This is a genomic window from Candidatus Spongiihabitans sp., assembly GCF_965237845.1.
GTDB lineage: Bacteria > Pseudomonadota > Gammaproteobacteria > Arenicellales > Poriferihabitantaceae > Spongiihabitans.
Map to the genome: position 1 here is coordinate 279892 of NZ_OZ250154.1, position 20424 is coordinate 300315.

Consider the following 20424-nt stretch of genomic DNA (forward strand, 5'->3'; position numbering starts at 1 on the left):
TTGTTATTCTATCACTCCCCCCACCACAAGTAGGGCTTGATTAGGGATATGAAATGCCGCTTTTCCTGCTCCGTCATTTTTGTCGTATCTATTTTTTCAATGCTCCCGTCCTCAAAGGTTACCGTGTCCGCGGTGCGATGGCGGATTTGTTTGCCGAGGATGTTGGAGAGTGATTCGGCGATGTCTATGTCGGGGTAGAGGTTGTGCAGGTTGATTTTTAGTTTGCCGTTTTTCAGGGGTTTGACGGCGTGGGCGAGTTTGTCATCGCCGAAGAAGACATATTGTTCAAACGGCGATTTCGCGCTGTCCAGTTCCAACTGTTCGCCGTCCTCGTAGCGGGCGTTTTTCAGGGATTCTTCGTATTGTTCCAGCGTGTAGTATTTGAGGCAGTGGCTGCTGCCCTCGCGGGAAACGGGCTTGCCGTCTTTCCAGTCTTTGGAATAGACAACTTTTTTTATCCGTGGAAGCAGAACCGTATGGAAGTACTCTCCCATTTCAATAAGCAGATATTTTCGCTCTCCGCCATCTTCACGGTTTAGATTTATTACTGCATGAGCAGTGGTACCGGAGCCGGCGAAGTAGTCGAGAATATTCCCCGAACCAGACTCCGCCCCAGAGCCTATCAGTCCGGTATAGAAAAAAACCGAGTGGCAGTACGGGAAATTCTTCAGTCCCAATTTATCAAGGTCTGACTTGCCTCGTCTAGCATCTGGCATAACAGAACTTATCTGATACTTTGAACCATCCTCTAAAATCCGCTTTTGCCTTGGTTGAGTGGTTTCATCTGAGCCGAAAAGAATCTCTCCTTTATCAATCATTTTTTGAAGGGTTTCAGGGGTGCGAGAAAAACCATTTGGCGGAACAGCGCATGGTTTGCCAGTAACAGGATGTATCAGCGGGATAAAGAATTTTTTGTCTGTTCGTGGTTCTGGCGCCCTGAGACTAACGTCACGATAAACTAATCCCTCGTCATCTAAGAAACGGCAAGCTTGCTCACCCCCACTTAATTTGGAATTTCTAGAAACCCATTCGGCATATTGTTTTTTTGCTGTGTCAGTAACGCCATCGTTTCGCTTAATAATTGCTTCTGCTTTTGCCAGCATGATTTTGATATTTTTACTTTGAGCATTGAAGGTTTGATCTGTCTTCATTCTGAAGATTACATACTCGTGTTGCTTTGCTATACCGCTGCCTCCAGTCATAGGATTCCTCTTATCCCAAATCACAGTCCCGGCATTCAGCAAGCCGCTATTATCCATAAGCAAATGCAGTCTCTCGTATTCATTTTCATCAATATGGCACAAAAATGATCCGTCATCCGAGAGCCACCCCAAAGAACAGTGAACACGATTGTCCATCATCGTCAGCCAACTGGAATGTTTGTAATCATTACGATAAAGAAAGCCGCTGGTTTTCGTATTGTATGGTGGGTCAATGTGAATACACTTCACCTTCTCCCTATAACGCTTTTGCAAACTATTCAACGCCTGCCAATTCTCGCTATGCACCAACTCCCCGTCCAGCACTTCATCCAAGTTACCCAAGCAACCAAGAATATCCAATTCCAAATCCTTGAAATGCGCGGTATCAAGCGGCAGAAATTGACACTCGCCGCTTGCGCCGTTTTTGTCGGCCAGACTTTTCTGTCCGTTGAAAATCGCGGTCATTGAAAACTGATTATCCACCATCCCCAACTCGCGCCATTCTTTTATCTGCGCTTTTGCCCCTTGATGTTTTATTATCTTGTTCAGAACCCCGTCCGCCAGTTTGTCCAACGTGACGACATAATTGACATTACGCACAAACTTCGGCTTCTCCCATACCCGACAAAGTTCATCTTCAAACTGCGCGATGAAGTCAATGATGTTATAGGCGGTGTCCTTGATCGCCTGAATCTGCCGAATTCTTTTTTCCTCGAAGACGGTTTCTTCCTGAAAAATGTATTGATACACCCACAAGTCAAACTGCTCGTGCAAAAAGCCTCTTGCGTCTTTGTTGATGAAAAAGTTGGCTTCGGTCTGCCGCTGGAATACACCGATGGCTTTTTGCAATTCATCCTTGGACAGCGGGATTCTTTCTTTTCGGCATTGTTTGAGAATTTCATCGGCCCTGGTTTTAGCGCCGTTTTTGGAATACGAAACCTTGAAGTGAATAACCCATCCTTTCGGCGATCTTTTCACTTCGTCAAAGGCAAAAACGAATTCTTTCCGCTCGTTATTTTTCTTGTGCTCAACCTCGGAAGCGTCAAAATACAAAAGCCGAGTGTTTTGCGGCATTCCCTCTTCGTTCAACTCAACCGGCATGGAGCGCACCAGCACGTCGGATTTAACGTAGTAAAGCATCTGCGTTTTCCACGACAGGGCGACATCCTGCCCATCGGCATACACGCGCTCGTAGGTTTTTGAGAAAGCTGGCAGGTGGCGGAAGTAGATCGAGCCGCTTTCGCAGAAGTAGCGGTTGAAGAAGGTATAGAGTTTGTCGAAAAGTTCTTCGCGGAATGAAGTCTGCCGTTCGGCGCGACGATCAATCTCCGCCATCAGTTGCGGGCGGATGGAACGAAAATAGGCGCGCTTCATCCGCATCAAATTAACAAAGCCGGAGTCGCCGTCCACTTCGGCGCCGGTGAACATGGATTCGAGCGCGTCCAGGAAGCGTTTTTCTTTGGTGTTGATATTCCGTCCTCGTATTGTTTGATTACGTCGATTGAGCGTGTCTGTTATCGAAAAAATTCAGGGATATTGTACCTTGCATTCAACTTTGAAGCGCAACTCATCCACAAGGTCGGGCAGGCAAAGCAAGGGCAGAAGTCAATTTAAGGTTGCGGCATAAGCCACGGGTGTCTCACTGGATTATCGGGTTGAGCCCGATAATGATGGGCGCAGAGCGGAGCCGAGTCAATGCGCATTTTTGTTCAATAGCCGGCATGCGGTTTTGGCAATACGCTTTGATTACGATTTCCAAACAGGATAAACTGCAACCCAGCCTTATTTACCTGCATAAAATTAACGATTGAAATGAGTAGTTCGATTTACAAAATCAGTTCGTCTTGGTGCCATTTCCGAGTTGGCTTTTCGGGAAATTCGTGTTAATGAATATCGGTTTTATTGGCCTTGGTGTGATGGGCAATCCTATAGGGTCAAATTTGGTGCGGGATGGCGGTTATAACGTGTCCGTGTTTGATATACATACAGAGCGCGCGGATAACTTGGTTGAAATGGGTGCGCTGCGCGCCAAATCTGTTGCACAGGCAGTTGAGGGTGCGAATGTCATTATGACGTCATTGCCCGGCCCTGATCAGATCGAGGCCGTGGCATTCGATGACGATGGATTGTTCGCCAATATCCAGGCCGGGGCGGTGTGGATCGATTTAAGCACCAGCAATCTTGAATTGTGCAAGCGTATCGCGGCCTGCGCCACCGAACAAAAAGTGGACTATCTGGATGCGCCGGTCTCAGGCGGCGATGAGGGCGCGCGGGCAGGCAATTTGACCATTCTGGTTGGCGGTGAAAAAGCGGTGTTTGAACGCTACTTGCCAGTGCTGCAAGTAATCGGAGAGAGGATTACTTATTTGGGCCCATCGGCAGCCGGGTGTTGTGCAAAAATTGCTCAGGTAGTGCTGTGTTATTTGCATTCTCTGGCGCTGTCCGAAGCATTGATGCTGGGAATAAAGGGCGGTGTCGAAGCGTCAGAAATGTTATCGATCATTCAAAATAGCACGGGCCGAAGTTATGTTGCGCAGCGCTATGGCCCACCGATTCTGCGCGGCGACTATGACCCCTCATTTACCCTCGGTTTGGCGCACAAAGATATGAAACTGGCTCAGGCAATGGCCGATGACCTCGGTCTCAGGTTGCCGATGTGCGATTTAACCACCGAGATCTACGCTCGCGCCCTTGAACAATATGGATTTGATGCCAATCATCTAAAAGCGGTGCGTTTACTTGAAAATGACAACAAAACGTTTCTACGGGAATAGATCATCTATTAAATTGCAAATCCACATCAAATAAACCATCGGCGAGGTAAGTATGAATAAACAAGTTAACCCGGAAGATTTTAACAGTGCCAAGGGTGCGATAGCGGCTAATGCACAAGAGCGGCAAGTGCGTATAGACCTGGCGGCGATGTTCCGGCTGACCCATTTGATGGGTTGGGACGACACTATTTGGAATCACATTACCGCACGGGTGCCCGGTACTGATCACGCCTTTTTGATGCATCGGTTCGGGCTGCTATACGAAGAAATCACCGCATCGAATCTGATTAAAGTGGATGAAAACGGCAACGTGCTGGAAGGTTCCACGGAGGTTAATACCGCCGGGTTTGTGATTCACAGCGCAATTCATTTACACCATCCAAATAACAAATATGTATTTCATGCTCATCCGCCGACGGCGCTGGCAGCGACAGCATTCAAGGGGGGTATCCCGTATTGGGTGCAGGATTCATCCATGCTTTACGGCAAGGTCGGTTATCACGACTGGGAAGGGTTGTCGGTTGATCTCGATGAGCGTTTTCGCATTGCCGAAAACCTTGGTGATAACAAGGTGCTGGTGATGCGCAACCACGGATTTCTCAGCGTCGGTGAAACCGCTGGTGAAGCGTTTATGAACATGTATTACACCATTCGCATGTGCCAGGTGGCGGTGCAGGCACAGAGCGCCGGGCTGGAGTTGGAACCTGCGACTGCTGAGGTGTGGGCTATGTCATCCAGGCAGTATGAAGCCTTTCCTCCGGGCAAATACGAGTGGCCAGCGTTGAAACGGCGATGCGATCGTGCCGATCCCTCGTATAAAAATTAGCCATAATGATTTGACCGGCCGATCTAAACCAGCGTGGATTATGTTGACATGGGCCGCCGTTTAACACAGCGCCATAATTGAGAGGGCCGGTCACGAAAATCACCAAATTTAAAACCACTCTGGTCAAGGTGCCACTGACAAAACCCATTGCCACGGCGAGGCACAATGTGAACAGCGTGGGTTGCGTGTTACTGGAACTCGAAACCGACCAAGGCTTATCTGGCGAGAGTTATGTATTTACCCTGAACGGTGTGCGCTTGAAAGCGTTGCACGAAATGATATTGGGTTTTTCTCATCAGGCAATCGATCGCGACCCTCATTTTGTCGCCGAAATTTGGCAAAATATCTACAACGAAATGAACGCCATCGGGCACCAGGGATTTTCCATAGCCGCGCTTTCTGCTATCGATACCGCCTGTTGGGATGTGATCGGTAAAGCCGCAGGCCAGCCACTGCACAAAGTGTTTGGCGCCTGTCGTGATAAAGTAAAAACTTATGCCAGTGGCGGGTTGTGGTTATCTCAATCTATCGAACAATGCCGCCTGGAAGCCCAGCAGTTTATCGACGCTGGATTTCGCTCAATGAAAATTCGTCTTGGCAGCAAAAGAATGGAAGACGATATAACGCGGGTGCGTGCTATCCGTGAGGTCGCAGGGCCGGATATCGAATTGCTGGTTGATGCCAACCAGGCGTTCACCCCAAAACAGGCAATCAGGCTCGGTCGCCGACTCGAGGAATTTGATCTTGGCTGGTTTGAGGAGCCGGCGCCTTATCAAAATCTGAGAGGACATGCACAAGTGCGGCGAGCGCTGGATATTCCCATTGCCAGCGGGGAGACCGAGTACACGCGTTATGGTATGCGTCGTATTCTTGAGGCCGATGCGGTGGATGTTTTGATGCCCGACTTGCAGCGCATCGGCGGCTTGAGCGAATTTCGTCGCGCTGTGGCATTGGCGGCCTGCCACGATGTGCCTGTTTCAACGCACATGTTCACCGAGCAGAGTATCAGTATTGCGGCATCCGAGCCGAACTGTGTTTCTGTCGAACATATGCCGTGGTTTTGTCCGCTATTCAACGAGCCGATGGAAATAACAGAAGGATATCTATGTGTGCCGGAGCGCCCTGGCATTGGATTTACGTTTGATCAATCCGCCATTACCCATTTCAAACTTTCCTGATCACCATCCGAATACGGGCTAGGCAAAATTCTTCGCCATCAGCGATACCTGGTCTTTCAACATCGCAATCTCTGGCTCAGTGATTCGATGGGCCGATTTAGCGTGCATTGCCAGTAACCGTGGTTGATTCGCCGCCCACGACTTACCCAGTTCATCAGCTACCCTGGCCGCGCTCTTGGGGTCGTTGCATATCAACGCCATATCGCACCCGGCCTGTAGTGCGCGCTTTGTTCGTTCCACAGCATTTCCAGCGACATGGGCGCCCGTCATCGACAGATCATCACTGAATATAAGTCCGCTAAAACCAATTTCCTGGCGAAGTATTTTATTGAGCCAGAATGCCGAGAAGGTCGGCGGATCGATATCTACCTGCGGAAATTGGATATGCGCGGTCATGACGCCGCGCAAGGTTTTTGCCAGTTTTTTGTAGGGCGCTAAATCGCACTCAGCGATTTGACCCAATGATCGATCATCAACCGGTAATGTAAAATGAGAATCCGCGGTAACGCCGCCATGGCCTGGAAAATGTTTTCCGGTGGCCGCCATGCCAGCATCGCTCATGCCGTCGATGAAAGCGCCGGCCAAGGCAGCGATAATCTCAGGCTGTTCATGGAAGCCACGATCACCAATCACCTTGCTGTTCAAATTCGCGCAATCCAGCACCGGCGCAAAACTGAAATCCACCCCAACTTGCACCAACTCCGTTGCCATCAAGCAGCCGGCGGCGTGGCAAAGATGGCGGGCTGATTTCGGGTCTTGCTGATAGGCCTGGCCGAATCGATAAGCCGCCGGCAGGGCAAAAAATTCATGCTTGAATCTTTGCACCCGACCGCCTTCCTGGTCGACGGCGATCAGCAGCGACGGGCTTCGAATAGATTTTATTTCATCGATGAGATGCGTGACCTGCTCACGGGATTCATAGTTGCGCGCGAATAAAATCACCCCGCCGATTGCCGGTTGGGATAAAAACGCGGTTTCATCGGCGCTAAGTTGCGCGCCGCTGACATCCACCATCAGCGGGCCCAAAGGCAGATTAGACATGAGGCAGATTAGGCATGGATGGTTACGTTTGTGCCCACTGATACGGTATCGTATAGCGCCAGCAAATCCTGATTTCTCATTCTGATACACCCGGCTGAGCCGGGCTTTCCTAACGCTACGTCGTCCGGCGTGCCGTGAATATAAATATATCGACGCATGGTATCGACGTTCCCAAGCCGGTTGAATCCCGGCTGGCAACCGCTTAACCATAGAATCCGGGTCAATATCCAATCCCGATTGGGGTGCAGTTCGCGCATACCCGGTTGGTAAATTTCACCGGATGGTCTTCGGCCAATGAATATGGTATTGATCGGTTGGTCGCCGCCAATTTTTGCGCGGATGACATGTTCTCCCTGAGGGGTGCAGCCACTGCCATCGACCTCTCCAGGCCCATTGATTGCGGTGGAAACCGGATAGTTTGTTTTGCGACCGCCGCCTATGCCATCGCCGTTGAGGAGGTGAAGCGTTTGGTTGGCGATATCGATTCGCAGGCGGATACCCGGATGCATTATCGTGACCTCGGGCGCTTTGCAAGCCGCCGGGCAAGTAATTGGTCGAGCAACTTGTGGCAGGCATCTTCAATCAAATCCAGGGTCAGATCAAATCCATTTTCTCCGCCGTAATAGGGGTCGGGCACTTCAAGGTTATCTGGAGAGTCTGCGTATTCCAACAGTAGCCGAACCTTTGGTTGATGTGACTCATCCGCTAATTCCAATAGTCGCAATCGGTTGTCATTATCCATCGCAATCAGGCTATCGTAATACCGCGTATCGGCAACGCAAACCTGCCGCGCCCTAAGGGCCGAAAGGTCGATATCCCGCTCACTGGCAGCCTGCTGTGCACGTTTGTCCGCTGGACAACCGATGTGCCAGCCGCCGGTCCCGGCGGAATCAATTTCAAACTGATTTTCTGCCCCACGCTGTTTGACCAGCTTTCTGAAAACCCCTTCCGCTGTGGGTGATCGGCATATATTTCCCATACATACAAACAATATTCGATGCGTGTCCATGCCTATCCCCGAGTCAGTTTTATGACTGAAGGCTCGGTATGGAGCTGACGCATGATATCGGCGAGATGTTTGCGGTCGGTGACTTCAATGATGAATAACATCTTGGCGGTATGCCTGAGTTCCTGTTCAACCGTGAGGCGATTGATATTGGAATTGTGCTCGGCAATGATGTTGCTGATAGTGGCAAGAACGCCCGGCTCGTTTTGCGCCTCAACATCGATAACAACCTGGAATTTTCCTTTTGTGGTTTCCGACCAACTAAGGTGAAAGTAGTTATCCGGTTGACGCATGATAACCTTGCAATTTTTGCAGTTGGATTGATGGACTACCAAACCTCTGCCGCTGGTGGTCGTGCCGATTATGTTGTCCCCGGGAATGGGATGGCAGCAACTGGCGTAAGTAATTAGCAAGCGCTCGGTGCCTTCAATGGTCAGAGTAGACTGTTTTTGGTCGTTTGGCACGGGCCGATTCCGATGTTGCGCTTCGGATTCGGCGATCAACTGTTTAGCGACTAGAGTGGGTAATCGCTTGCCGAATCCAATGTCGATCAATAAGCGTTCCCAGCCGTCCAGCTCAAGATGTTTAAGCAGGTTGACCTTGTCCGCGCTCGGGATACGCACTCTGCGATATCCCTGGTCGCTCAATGCGCCACGCAACAGTTTTCTTCCAAGACGCAAGGATTCCCGGTCTTTTTGCCGGCTGAGGTAATGCCGGATCGATGCACGCGCTTTCGATGTAACCGCGTAGTCGAGCCATTGTGGTATAGGCCGGGCTTTTCGAGAAGTTTTTACTTCGACATAATCGCCATTTGATAATTTTTCATGCAAGGGTACGGCGGTCTGGTTGATTAGCGCCCCGATACAATGGTCACCCACGCCAGAATGTACCGAATAAGCGAAATCCAGCGCAGTGGCGCCGCGCGGCAATCTTTTTATGTCGCCTTTTGGGGTGAATACATAGACTTCGTCAGGAAACAGGTCGGCTTTCAGGTGTTCAAGATAATAGCCCGAATCACTGGACATGTGTTGGGATTCCAAAAAACTATTCAGCCATTGTTGGGCCAGTTGCTGAGGCGCGTGTTCACCCGTGGTTTCGGTTTTGTAAAACCAGTGGGAGGCCACCCCTTTTTCCGCAGTGCGGTGCATCGATTGGCTGCGTATTTGAATCTCGACAGGTTGGCCAAAGGGCCCAACCACAACGGTGTGCAACGATTGATAGCCGTTAATTTTTGGGATGGCGATATAGTCCTTAAAACTTTCCGGTCGGGGTTTATATAGCTGATGAATAACGCCGAGGGCTTGATAGCAATCCGGGCGTTTTTCCGTGATGATCCTGATGGCGTTAATATCTTTTACTTCTTTGAGCGAGAGCTTCTTTTGTTGCATCTTACGATAGATGTTAAAAATATTTTTTTCCCGCCCATACACCTCCGTTTTTAAGCCATTTTGCGCCAGTTTATCCTGAATGTTTTTACACGCCTCATTAACCACGGGTTTGCGGCCGCGTTTTGAAGCCTTGACCTTTTTCGCGATCGCGCTGTAACGTTTCGGGTATAAATTAAGCAGGCTCAAATCTTCGAGTTTTTGACTCAGTTCACGCATCCCCAATCGGTTGGCTATGGGCGCATATATTTCCAGGGTCTGCCTGGCGATTCGGCGCTTGCGAACATCGTCCAATGAATCCAGTGTATGCATATTGTGCAAACGATCAGCGAGCTTGATGATAATTACCCGGATGTCCTGAGCCATAGCCATAAACATTTTACGAAACGACTCGGCTTCGGCATGTTCCTGGAATTCCAACTGACTGACCTTGCTGACGCCATCAACCAAAACCGCGACATCATCACCGAAGCTTTCGCCGATCTGATCCAGCGTAATGCCGGTATCTTCCACAACATCGTGCAGAATCGCGGCGATGATGGTACGACTGTCCATGCACATTTCACCGAGCATCTGCGCCACGGCGATGGGGTGGTAAATATAGTCTTCGCCGCTGATGCGTTTTTGCCCCTTATGGGCATCCGCGCCATATAACGTAGCCTTGTAGATGTCGGCGACTGCGGCCTCGTCCAGATAGCTTTCCAGAACCCCGCTCAGCTCGCTGAACAGGTTTTCATGATCTGGAGCTGCCTTTCCCAGCGCTTCCAGTAGTTCACTCAGGTTTTTCTTCCACCTCTTTGCCAGGGCGATCTTGCTCACTTTCAGTGTCCTCCAGCATGGCCTGTCTGATCGCTTCCTCTACCTCATCATCGTTCATTTCGATCATTTCATCGTGGTCACCAAAGTTAAGACCGGGCAGAGTGACTTCTTGGTCGAGAATGGAAGGGCCGATTAACCCCTCGGCTATTTCGCGCAGGGCAATCACGGTGGGCTTATCCTTTTCGACTTCGACAAGGGGCTCTGCCCCCAAGGTAAGTTGCCGCGCCCGTTTAGCTGCAACCAAAACCAATTCAAATCGATTGTCCACGTGCTGCAAACAATCGGTAACTGTTATACGTGCCATTTGTTTAATCTACCCTTAATATAAAATGTGAATGTTCGTTTATTCGGCTGTTTCAATAGCGGATTTAAGGCCATTCACGATAGATTCAAGTTCAGCCAAAGCGCTGTCAAAATGATCATTGATGATAATAGCGTCAAATTCGTCTTTATGGCTCATTTCATTATTCGCTTCCTTCATCCGCCGGGCGATGACTTGGTCGCTATCTTGCTTGCGCCGTTGCAAGCGTTGTTCAAGCACTTCCGTTGACGGCGGTATCACAAAAACCGAGATGGCAGCCGGATACTTTTTTCGAACATTTTTAGCCCCTTGCCAGTCAATGTCCAGAATAGCATGCTTGCCATTTAAAATCAGTTTTTCTATGGACTCAATGGAGGTCCCGTAGTAGTTATCGAAAACCGTCGCGTACTCAATAAATTGACCCTCAGCAATCATTGTCTTGAACGTTGGTTTGTCAACGAAATAGTAGTGCACTCCATTTTCTTCCCCCGGGCGTTGCCCACGAGTGGTATGGGAGACGGTAATTGAAACATCATCTCGCGACCCAGCCAAGGCCCGGGCCAAGCTGGTTTTGCCGCCGCCGGAGGGCGCGGAAAGAATCAATATTCCTGATGATGACATGGTCTGTTTACGGTCGTAGCTGTCATTGTCAGCGCAGTCTTTACTCAAGATTCTGCACTTGTTCGCGCATCTGATCTATCAAGACCTTTAACTCGATTGCGGCATTGGTCACTTGCTGATCCACCGACTTCGCTCCCAGGGTGTTGGCTTCACGATTTAGTTCCTGCATCAAAAAGTCTAAATTACGCCCGGCTGGTTTGCCCGCTTGCAAATGGTGTTCGACCTCGGTCAAATGCATCTGCAATCGGTCCAACTCTTCACTGACATCGGTTTTAGTGAGCAAAATCGTGATTTCCTGGGCCATGCGCCCCTGATCGATTACTTGATCGATATTTTGATCCATATGATGCGTAAACGCTTCAATGCGCCGCTGCCACTTGTCCTGAATTTTTTGTTGAATCTGGTCAATATTGCCCATTAATTGTGCGACTATTTTTCTACATTGAACGACGCGTTTCTCAATCATGTTCGCCAAACGCCCTCCTTCCCGTCGGCGATTTTCAACCAATTGAGAAATGCAATTTTGCAGCGCAGTCAGGGTATGCTTATTCAGGCGTTGTCTATCGATCTGATTTTCTGAAATTACCCCCGGCCAACGCAGAATATCGGTGGTTTTTGCTGGCTGAAGATTGGAGTTGGCTCGCTCAATTTGCTCCAGCAGGTTCACCAATGCTTTAACGGACTGAAAATCTATGGTGGTTTGGGGGCTCAGGGCGTTGGATTGTTCAATCTTAAAATGAGCATCAATCCTGCCGCGTTTTAATCCTTCCGTAATCTGTTTCCGGCATGACGTGTCCAGGGCGCGCAACTGCTCCGGCAACTTTAGAATGATATCCAAATAACGATGATTAACACTTCGGATTTCCCAGATCAACTGGTTTCCTTCCAGTTCCGTTTCAAGCCTGGCGAATGCGGTCATACTTGTGGTCATCAGCGATATTCCGGAGATCTTGAGGTGACAAATAACGGGCAATAACCCCTCAACCGCTTGGATTCTGCGATAAATTTGGGTGTATCGATTGTATTCAGTTGAGATTGCCGCTGCAATTGTTATTCGGGGAAAACGGTCTTAACTTGCTGGGAAAGGTGCTGGAAAAGGTTGAAAAATTCCCATTTTACCGAATACTTGAGCATAACAGTTATTTCATGTCAGTTTGTTCCAGATCAATCTGCGGATCCACAAAAGTCAAGGAACAATAATCGAATCCATGCTCAATGGTAGGCTTGATTATTTTGAAAAAGGGTGAAACATCAAAGTCCCGCGGCGTGAACAAACTGTGGTGGCGAATATGGTAAATTTCCTTGACGCTGTAATGATAAGAGGAAACTTCTGTTCTCTTTTCGATCAGCGGCAGAATGGGATAGTGGATGGAGTGAAAGGATTCGGCGATTAAACTTGAGCATATTGCTCTTGATGGGTCGCCACTGCCGAGGGCGATCATCTGTCGCCGGAATCTTACCGGGACTGGCGGGGTAGCGTAAAGATACCGTAACAGATCAAAAATATGCTTAAGGTCATATTGCAAACCCAAACTCCTTACCATAAATTGCACGGCTTTTTCGCGGTCGTCGTCTGATAATCCGACCGGGCGGCAAATACGGATATTGAAATTTCGGTACTTTGACAATGGAGACGCGATGACCCCTTCATCTAACAACGCCTCGATCAATGGCGACGCTTCCCCTGATTCGGTGAATCCATTGGTTGCAGACCCGGCATAGAAGGCGGCGTGCGACCAGGTGGATTGTGTCAGGTATTTTATGGGGGTGCTGATTCTGGTGTTGCCGTCCACAAGCAGGATATCTCCGGGCTGCATGACTTTTTCCAGCAACGGAATTTCATAAGTGGAAAAAGGCAGGTAGTTTGGAATGGGCTGGCTCAAATAGTGCGCCAGCCATTTTCCGAGCTTGAATCTCAACGAGCTGGACAGGGTCAATGCCACAACTGCCGCCACGATAACGATAATGACCGCCACAATGAGAGCGACCAATATTTTGACAACCAGAAAAGCCATGACCTGAAAATGATGGGTTATTGGGTGGCTGAGGCGATTCGGTTTAACCGGCGAATACCCGGCAACAGTATCGGTAAGTTAGTTGGCATGACAATCAATTATGCTGCGGTGTTATAGGGCGAATGCGCGCTTACCGCGTCGATATAGCGTTGCACCCCGGATTGTTCACGTTCAACAAATTGCGCTATCGCCTGGTTAAACGGGCTTTGCGCCATCCAATGCAATGACTGCGTCCGCGTGGGCGCAAATCCCCGGGCAATTTTGTGTTCCCCTTGTGCGCCAGGATCAAAACGCTGTAAGCCTTTTTCAATACAAAGCTCGATACCCTGATAATAGCAGACCTCAAAGTGCAGGCTGTCTATATAATGCTCAGATCCCCAATGCCGTCCATAAAGGGTGGTGTCGTCGCAGTACATCAGCGCCGCGGCCAGGCAATTTTGATTCCGCCGATGTTGATCACGCGATGCCAGCACCAGTTGAATTTGATTGGGCATGGATTGGGCAATATCCATAAAAAAGGCCTGATTGAAAGCTGGCATGCCGTATTTTCGATCATACATTTTTTGATACAAAGCGGTAAAATCATACCAGTCGTCCGCGCTGGCCATATGTCCATCCAGTCTGCGAATTTTTACCCCGGCTTCGGCAACCTTGCGCCGTTCCTGTTTAATGTTTTTGCGTTTTTTGGATTTTAGCCTGCCTAAAAAATCCTCGAAGCAAGTGTAGCCTTGGTTGTGCCAGTGAAACTGGCAGTCGTTTCTTGAAATCGCATGCTGCTGATTTAAAATTGCGAAGTCTTTGGTCGCAGGGAAAAGACTGTGCAGTCCGCTATAGTTGCCTTCATTTACCAACGCATTGGCTGCCGCCACCAACAAACGCGCCGTTTCCTTGTCATTTTCACTGTTTAACAATATCCGTTGACCGCTGGCAGGCGTAAACGGAATGGCATTGACCAGTTTCGGGTAGTATTCGACGCCATAGCGTTGATAGGCATCTGCCCAGGCATGATCAAAAACGAATTCCCCCCATGAATTGTGTTTTTCATAGAGCGGCATGGCGCCCATTATTTGATTATTTTTCGAATAGACCAGGTGCCGGGGAATCCACCCCACATGCGCCCCGACACAACTAAATTTTTCCAACGCGCAAAGAAAAGCATGTTGCAGAAACGGGTAGTTTCCGCCGATCAACGCATTCCACTCGGCAACAGGGATGGCGTCCATGCTCGAATGGACCTCAATATTCACGGGGTTTGGGTCGGCGCGCATACAAAGGATATTATACTCGGCCCGGATAGTGCATAAAGCCGAAACGATTCTTATATGACAGCGGTCTGCCCGCTGTGCGCCAATGAGATCACAGACGGGCGAGACTAAATTGGAGTATCATATTGCCAGACACAATGCAACAAGCTCATGCAACAGGTCCGAATGATCACGAGACTACGAACAATAATAGAAAATCAAGGTATATGAAACCATTAAACCGGCCTGGCTTGTTCAAGATTGCCGCATTACTGGCCATGCTTGCGGTTGCCGCCGGCTGCGCCACCAATCCGGTGTCCGGAAGATCAGATTTCGTGTTGATGTCAGAACAACGGGAGATTGCCTTAGGGGCTCAAAATCACCAGCAAATACTGAAGCAGTACAAGGTATATGAACATCCACAATTGCAACAATACGTCAATGAAGTGGGGCAAAAATTGGCGCAACAAAGCCATCGCAACCATCTGGAATTCCGCTTTACCTTGCTGGACTCTCCTGAAGTCAATGCCTTTGCCCTGCCTGGGGGTTATATTTATATCACTCGGGGCATCATGGCATACATGAATAACGAAGAACAATTGGCCGGGGTGCTCGGCCACGAAATTGGTCACGTGACCGCGCGTCATGGTGTGCGCCAACAGAGCGCCCAAGTTGCAGCAGGGATTATCGGGTTAATCGCAACCATTGCTAGCGGAGACAAACAAGTGGCAGAAGCCTCTAATCAGCTTGGCGATGTGCTGATTAGCGGGTACGGACGTAATCACGAACTGGAAGCAGACCGATTAGGCGCAGAGTATTTAGCTCGCACCGACTACGATCCCGAAAAAATGTTGGGGGTGGTGGGCATTCTTAAAAATCAGGAAGAGTTCGAATTGCAACGCGCCCGGGAAGAAGGCCGAGAGCCTAGGGTTTACCACGGCGTGTTCTCAACCCATCCGCGAAATGATCGGCGTTTACAGGAGGTGATTCGTGCGGCTGATAAGTTTAAAAATCCCGATGCCAGAGCAACCGATCCGGAAAATTTCCTGCGCTTGATGAATGAGGTTGCTTTTGGCGAAAGTGAAGAGCAGGGAATCATACGAGAAAACAAGTTTTACCACAAAGCCATGGATTTTGTGGTTGCCTTTCCGCAAGACTGGCGTATTGAAAACCAACCCAATCAACTGGTGGCGATTAGAGCGGATGGTGCTGCGGCAATGATTGTGAATACCGCTCAGTTAGAGGGTGGCGAATCCACTGCACAATTTCTCAACCGAAAATTCAGCAATTTACAAAAAGGTCAATCTGTTGACGGCGGTGGATACACTGGCATCGCTACGGGTAAACACCCCCTCGGCGATGGCCCTTATCGTGTTGTTACTGTGCCGCACCAAGGATATGTTTTTGTCGTTGCCGGGTTCGCCAAATCCCAACGCCCTGACCAACTGTTCGTTGATACTGCAACATCCATACGAAAACTGAAAAATAGTGAACACACGCTTGCTCAGGCGCAAAAAATTAGATTGCTCCGGGCAAAATCGGGGGACACCTTTGCCCTGCTCGCCAAGCAAACCGATTTGGGCAGGTTTGCCGAAGAAAGGTTAAGGCTGCTGAACGGGTTGTATCCCGACGGCGAACCAGCCAACGGGCAATTGATAAAAATAATTCAATAGCGAAATTCGGCTGATATTTTTTGTCCGGGTGAACAGTTTGAAAACCATGGTCTGTGCCCCAATACCGAGTGCCCTTGCAGACGCCGTAGAAAATTACTGGCTTCGGTTTGTCGACGCAATTGTCACATTGTCTGAGGTTGGACAATCATCTGATTTACTTGAGTTGTGTTCGTCTCGCCCCGAACTTGGCGCGGTGTGGGCGGCAAGCGACTTTGTGGCCAAGACCTGTATCGGCGCACCGCTGCTTTTATACGACCTTATTAACAGCGGTGACCTGGACCGGCTCTATGCGCCCGGCGAATTGACTTGCAGAATCAAAGAGGCCCTTGGCGGCTGCGAAGACGAAGCTGCCTTGCATACTCAGTTAAGGCAAATCCGACAAAGAGAAATGGTGCGAATGGCTTGGCGCGATCTTTGTGGCGTGGCCGATCTTGAAGAAACCATGCAGTGTGTTTCGGAACTTGCGGAGAGCTGCATCGGCCAGGCATTGCTCCACCACAACAATTGGTTGTCCCGGCGTTATGGTCAACCGCGGAATAAAAATGGCGATATGGCTAATTTGATCGTTCTGGGATTAGGAAAGTTGGGGGGTCGCGAGCTTAATTATTCATCCGATGTCGATTTGATTTTTGCCTACGATAGCCCCGGCCAAACTGCCCCTGTTGACAACCGCCATGACAAAACCACTGGTATAGACAAGCCGGGTATAGACAACCAGGAATTCTTTATCAAGTTGGGCAGAAAAATCGTATCGGCACTGGATACTGTGACCCAGTATGGATTTGTCTTTCGCACCGACATGCGGCTGCGTCCGAACGGAGACAGCGGCCCATTGGTGTTATCGTTTCCGGCAATGGAACACTATTACCAAACCCACGGTAGAAATTGGGAACGCTATGCATTGATAAAGGCCCGGGTGGTGGCGGGCGATAAAGACTCGGGCGCCGAATTGTTGGCTTTGTTAAAACCGTTTATCTACCGAAAATACCTGGACTTTGGCGCCTTTGACGCCATCCGTGAAATGAAAAGCATGATCGAACGGGCGTTAAAGCATACCGGGGTGAATCAAAATATCAAACTGGGCTGGGGCGGGATTCGAGAAATAGAGTTTCTCGTGCAAAGCCACCAGCTCATTCGCGGTGGCCGGGAAAAGAATTTACAAACCCAATCATTATATCAAGCACTATCCAGCTTGGTAGAACTAGGCGTTATTGATGACGGGGTGCTGCAACAATTATTAAACGGCTATCGGTTTTTACGCAATACCGAACACCGATTGCAAATGGTGGCGGATCGCCAAACCCAACAACTGCCCCAATCGGAAATTGAGCAGCAGCGACTGGCCTGGAGCATGGGATGTGAAAACTGGTCTGCATATGTTGAAAAACTGTATCAACATCGAACCTATATTCATAGTCAATTTAAAATGATATTGGGTGCAGATGCCCAACAAACCAACCCACCCGATGCAACAATGGTTCAGCTAGCCGATGTGTGGGCACAGACATTGCAACAACAAGAAGCGGTGAAATTGTTACGCACCGCAGGATTCGCTCAGGCCTCGTCCACCATACAGCTATTGCGAGGGTTTCGGGAAGGACGGCTCTATCAGGCATTTTCCGGCATTGAGAGGGACCGAATTGATCGATTGATGCCGCTCGCGCTACAGCAAGCCGCGCAACACGCCGCGGCAGAGCGTGCGATGGCGGCATTTGTTTCGGTTGTTGAAGCCATCGGTCGGCGCTCGGTTTATCTCAGTTTGCTGATTGAAAACCCCATCGCTCTGAAACAACTGCTTCATCTGTGTGCCGCCAGTCCCTGGATTTCTTCGCATATTGGCAAACACCCGGTAATACTGGACGAGTTGCTCAGTCCATTAGCGGGGTCATTAGCGGAGCCATTAGAGCGTCCATTGGTAGATATCCGTAACCGCAGCGATCAAGCGTTATACGCCGAACTGAATCACCGTTTGGCGCAAGTAGATTTGAATGATCAGGAAAGACGGGTGGATACACTGCGGGAATATCAGCAGGCCCGGATATTACGTATTGCCGCAGCCGATGTTTCGAGGGTGCTTCAGGTGGACGATGTTCATCACGCGCTCACGCAACTCGCCGAAGTGTTGCTGCAAACTGTGTTCCGTGATGCGGTGAAGTTCGTGGAGAAAAAATTCGGCGTGAAGAAATTCGTGACGCCCGACAGTGTCGGCGGCATTGCCTATGGCAAATTAGCCAGTGGTGAACTCGGTTACAATTCTGATTTAGACGTAGTGGTATGTTATGAAAAAGCTGACGGAGGCCCATCCACCGACCACAGTGAAGCCGAGCATTTTTATAGTCGGGTGGGCCGACGGTTCATCCATTTGCTGACCACACGCACCCAGGCGGGAATCTTATATCAACTCGACATGCGACTGCGGCCCAGTGGGCGCAGCGGTATATTGGTAACTTCTCTTTCGGGATTTTTCGATTACCAGTTTAATAATGCCTGGACTTGGGAGCATCAGGCTCTGGTCAGATCACGGGTGATGGTAGGAAATGCTGAGTTTCAAAGAAAATTTGAAGTGGCCAGAAAAGCAATACTGTGCTTGAAACGTGAAAGCCGGCAATTGACGGATGACGTGATCAGCATGCGCCGAAAGATGATTGACGTGAATTGTCGGTCAACTGACCGGGTCTATGATATTAAGCTTGATGAAGGCGGTATTGTCGATATCGAGTTCTTGATCCAGTATTGGATTTTGCGCCATGCCAATGAGCATGTAGCGTTGACGATTCCACGCACCACTGCCGATTGCATAGATGCTTTAATCGAGCATTCAATAATCGATGCAAATACTGGCAGGCAACTGTTAAATTGTTATGCAACCTACCTTCGCCATTCTCTTGATTTAAAGCTAATGGAGCGACCCGTATTGGTCGAACAAGGCGCGTTATTGGCTGAACGGGGTGCGATTAAAGCAATCTGGAACAAGACTTTTGGTTGACAATGGATCGAATGTGATTTATTTAGTATTTTTAACAGCCCGGTCGATGGCCGCTTCTATGGGACGGGCAAAATCTATTACACCCAAGAACAATTTGACCAAATATAATCAGGTTACGTAAAATCAGGCCAGGCAAAATCAGGCAATCGTTAAATTTGTGGAGATAATCAAAATGTCGTTCAGTGATCGTGATGGCGTGATATGGATGGATGGAAAAATGCTGCCGTGGCGCGAAGCCAAGGTCCACGTCCTGACCCACACCCTGCATTATGGTATGGGGGTATTCGAAGGCGTGCGCGCCTATAAAGCGGAAAAAGGCGCCGCTATTTTTCGATTGGCCGAACATACCCAGCGATTGTTTCGTTCGGCGCATATTCTGGGCATGAAAATCCCATTCGATGCCGATACGGTTTCCCAGGCTCAGATCGACTCGATTAAACAAAATAATCTGGAATCAGGATATTTACGGCCGATGGCGTTCTACGGCTCCGAAGGCATGGGCCTGCGCGCCGACAATTTGAAAGTGCATCTCATCATTGCCGCGTGGCATTGGGGTTCCTATTTAGGTGACGATAATCTTGCAAATGGCATCCGCGTGCGGGTATCTTCTTATGCCCGGCACCATGTGAACGCCAGTATGTGCCGGGCTAAAGCGAATGGTCATTACATTAACTCCATGTTAGCGTTGCGGGAGGCCATTGAAACCGGCTACGACGAAGCTCTGTTGCTCGATACCAATGGTTTCGTCATGGAAGGCAGCGGCGAGAATATTTTTATCATTCGCGACAATGTTGTGTACACCCCAGACCTGACCTCGGCGCTGGATGGCATCACCCGTAAGACCGTCGCTAAAATTATTGCTGATGAAGGTCTGGAGTTGGTTGAAAAACGCATCACCCGGGATGAAGTTTATATTTGTGATGAAGCCTTCTTTACCGGCACTGCCGCTGAGGTAACGCCAATCCGGGAATTGGATAATCGTCAAATTGGCAATGGCGGCCGCGGCCCAATAACGGAAAAAATTCAAAGCCGTTTCTTTGATGCGGTGCATGGCCGCATACCGGAATACGAAGATTGGCTGACCTATGTCTGATAATAAAAAGTCGAACATGCCCGAAGATTTTTCGAGCGCTCAGGATCCAGTCACTCTGGATCCTGACACGCCGAATGTCAATCAGCGGGTTGAAGTCAGCGCGGATGATCTACCGCTGCACTGTCCCATGCCCGGCAAACGCCTGTGGGATTCCCATCCTAAAGTTTATCTCCCTATCGAGGACAGCGGGCAAGAACTTTGTCCCTATTGCGGCACCCGTTATGTTCTCATCGGCGCCGTGCCATCGTCGCATTGAGCCC

At 49.4% G+C, this 20424-nt stretch carries 16 protein-coding genes and 1 pseudogene; 7 read left to right on the forward strand and 10 right to left on the reverse strand.

Annotated features, from left to right (window positions below; genetic code table 11):
* Positions 1-11: 11 nt before the first annotated feature.
* Positions 12-2630, reverse strand: a complete 2619-nt coding sequence (locus ACPXXB_RS01415) for a site-specific DNA-methyltransferase (RefSeq protein WP_423908547.1) — start codon at positions 2628-2630, stop codon at positions 12-14.
* 458 nt (positions 2631-3088) lie between these two features.
* Here ACPXXB_RS01415 and ACPXXB_RS01420 point away from each other — a divergent pair, with 458 nt between their 5' ends.
* The 3 genes from ACPXXB_RS01420 (at position 3089) to ACPXXB_RS01430 (ending at position 5980) form a co-directional block, all read left to right on the forward strand.
* The gene (locus ACPXXB_RS01420) at positions 3089-3976 is read left to right on the forward strand and encodes an NAD(P)-dependent oxidoreductase (RefSeq protein WP_423908549.1); all 888 of its coding nucleotides are present in this window, start codon (positions 3089-3091) and stop codon (positions 3974-3976) included.
* Positions 3977-4028: 52 nt separating this feature from the next.
* Positions 4029-4802, forward strand: coding sequence for a class II aldolase/adducin family protein (locus tag ACPXXB_RS01425; protein ID WP_423908550.1), 774 nt, complete (start codon positions 4029-4031; stop codon positions 4800-4802).
* 77 nt (positions 4803-4879) lie between these two features.
* The gene (locus tag ACPXXB_RS01430) at positions 4880-5980 is read left to right on the forward strand and encodes a mandelate racemase/muconate lactonizing enzyme family protein (RefSeq protein ID WP_423908551.1); all 1101 of its coding nucleotides are present in this window, start codon (positions 4880-4882) and stop codon (positions 5978-5980) included.
* 18 nt (positions 5981-5998) lie between these two features.
* Here ACPXXB_RS01430 and nagZ read toward each other — a convergent pair whose 3' ends face one another.
* The 9 genes and pseudogenes from nagZ to ACPXXB_RS01475 all read right to left on the reverse strand — a co-directional run bounded on the left by nagZ (position 5999) and on the right by ACPXXB_RS01475 (position 14391).
* Complete coding sequence (gene nagZ, locus ACPXXB_RS01435) at positions 5999-7021, reverse strand: beta-N-acetylhexosaminidase (protein ID WP_423908553.1); 1023 nt, start codon at positions 7019-7021, stop codon at positions 5999-6001.
* 8 nt (positions 7022-7029) lie between these two features.
* Entirely contained in the window at positions 7030-7518 is a 489-nt protein-coding gene (locus ACPXXB_RS01440) for a L,D-transpeptidase family protein (RefSeq protein WP_423910856.1), read from the reverse strand.
* A gap of 11 nt (positions 7519-7529) precedes the next feature.
* On the reverse strand, positions 7530-8030 hold the full coding sequence (locus ACPXXB_RS01445) for a low molecular weight protein-tyrosine-phosphatase (protein ID WP_423908554.1): 501 nt from the start codon (positions 8028-8030) through the stop codon (positions 7530-7532).
* Between the two features lie 2 nt (positions 8031-8032).
* On the reverse strand, positions 8033-10231 hold the full coding sequence (locus ACPXXB_RS01450; protein ID WP_423908556.1) for a RelA/SpoT family protein: 2199 nt from the start codon (positions 10229-10231) through the stop codon (positions 8033-8035).
* 109 nt (positions 10232-10340) lie between these two features.
* Positions 10341-10535: pseudogene (gene rpoZ / locus ACPXXB_RS01455) on the reverse strand (DNA-directed RNA polymerase subunit omega); the annotation flags it as partial.
* Between the two features lie 39 nt (positions 10536-10574).
* Complete coding sequence (gmk, locus tag ACPXXB_RS01460; RefSeq protein WP_423910859.1) at positions 10575-11153, reverse strand: guanylate kinase; 579 nt, start codon at positions 11151-11153, stop codon at positions 10575-10577.
* Positions 11154-11193: 40 nt separating this feature from the next.
* Complete coding sequence (locus tag ACPXXB_RS01465) at positions 11194-12084, reverse strand: YicC/YloC family endoribonuclease (protein WP_423908558.1); 891 nt, start codon at positions 12082-12084, stop codon at positions 11194-11196.
* A gap of 208 nt (positions 12085-12292) precedes the next feature.
* The gene (locus ACPXXB_RS01470) at positions 12293-13168 is read right to left on the reverse strand and encodes a YiiX/YebB-like N1pC/P60 family cysteine hydrolase (RefSeq protein ID WP_423908560.1); all 876 of its coding nucleotides are present in this window, start codon (positions 13166-13168) and stop codon (positions 12293-12295) included.
* A 98-nt stretch (positions 13169-13266) separates the two neighbouring features.
* Positions 13267-14391: a GNAT family N-acetyltransferase gene (locus ACPXXB_RS01475; protein ID WP_423908563.1), complete on the reverse strand. Its 1125-nt coding sequence runs from the start codon at positions 14389-14391 to the stop codon at positions 13267-13269.
* 248 nt (positions 14392-14639) lie between these two features.
* On the opposite strand from ACPXXB_RS01475, the gene ACPXXB_RS01480 reads away from it, so the two are divergent.
* From ACPXXB_RS01480 to ACPXXB_RS01495, 4 genes are all read left to right on the forward strand, one after another.
* The gene (locus ACPXXB_RS01480) at positions 14640-16085 is read left to right on the forward strand and encodes a M48 family metalloprotease (RefSeq protein WP_423908564.1); all 1446 of its coding nucleotides are present in this window, start codon (positions 14640-14642) and stop codon (positions 16083-16085) included.
* Positions 16086-16212: 127 nt separating this feature from the next.
* Positions 16213-19071 (forward strand): bifunctional [glutamate--ammonia ligase]-adenylyl-L-tyrosine phosphorylase/[glutamate--ammonia-ligase] adenylyltransferase, encoded by a 2859-nt coding sequence (gene glnE / locus ACPXXB_RS01485; protein ID WP_423908566.1) that lies wholly within the window; start codon positions 16213-16215, stop codon positions 19069-19071.
* A gap of 172 nt (positions 19072-19243) precedes the next feature.
* Complete coding sequence (locus ACPXXB_RS01490; RefSeq protein WP_423908568.1) at positions 19244-20164, forward strand: branched-chain amino acid transaminase; 921 nt, start codon at positions 19244-19246, stop codon at positions 20162-20164.
* Positions 20157-20420 carry a zinc-finger domain-containing protein gene (locus ACPXXB_RS01495; protein ID WP_423908569.1) on the forward strand — a complete coding sequence of 88 codons (264 nt, stop codon included), beginning with the start codon at positions 20157-20159 and terminating at the stop codon, positions 20418-20420. The genes ACPXXB_RS01490 and ACPXXB_RS01495 overlap by 8 nt, the downstream gene beginning before the upstream one ends.
* The last annotated feature ends 4 nt before the right edge of the window (positions 20421-20424 follow it).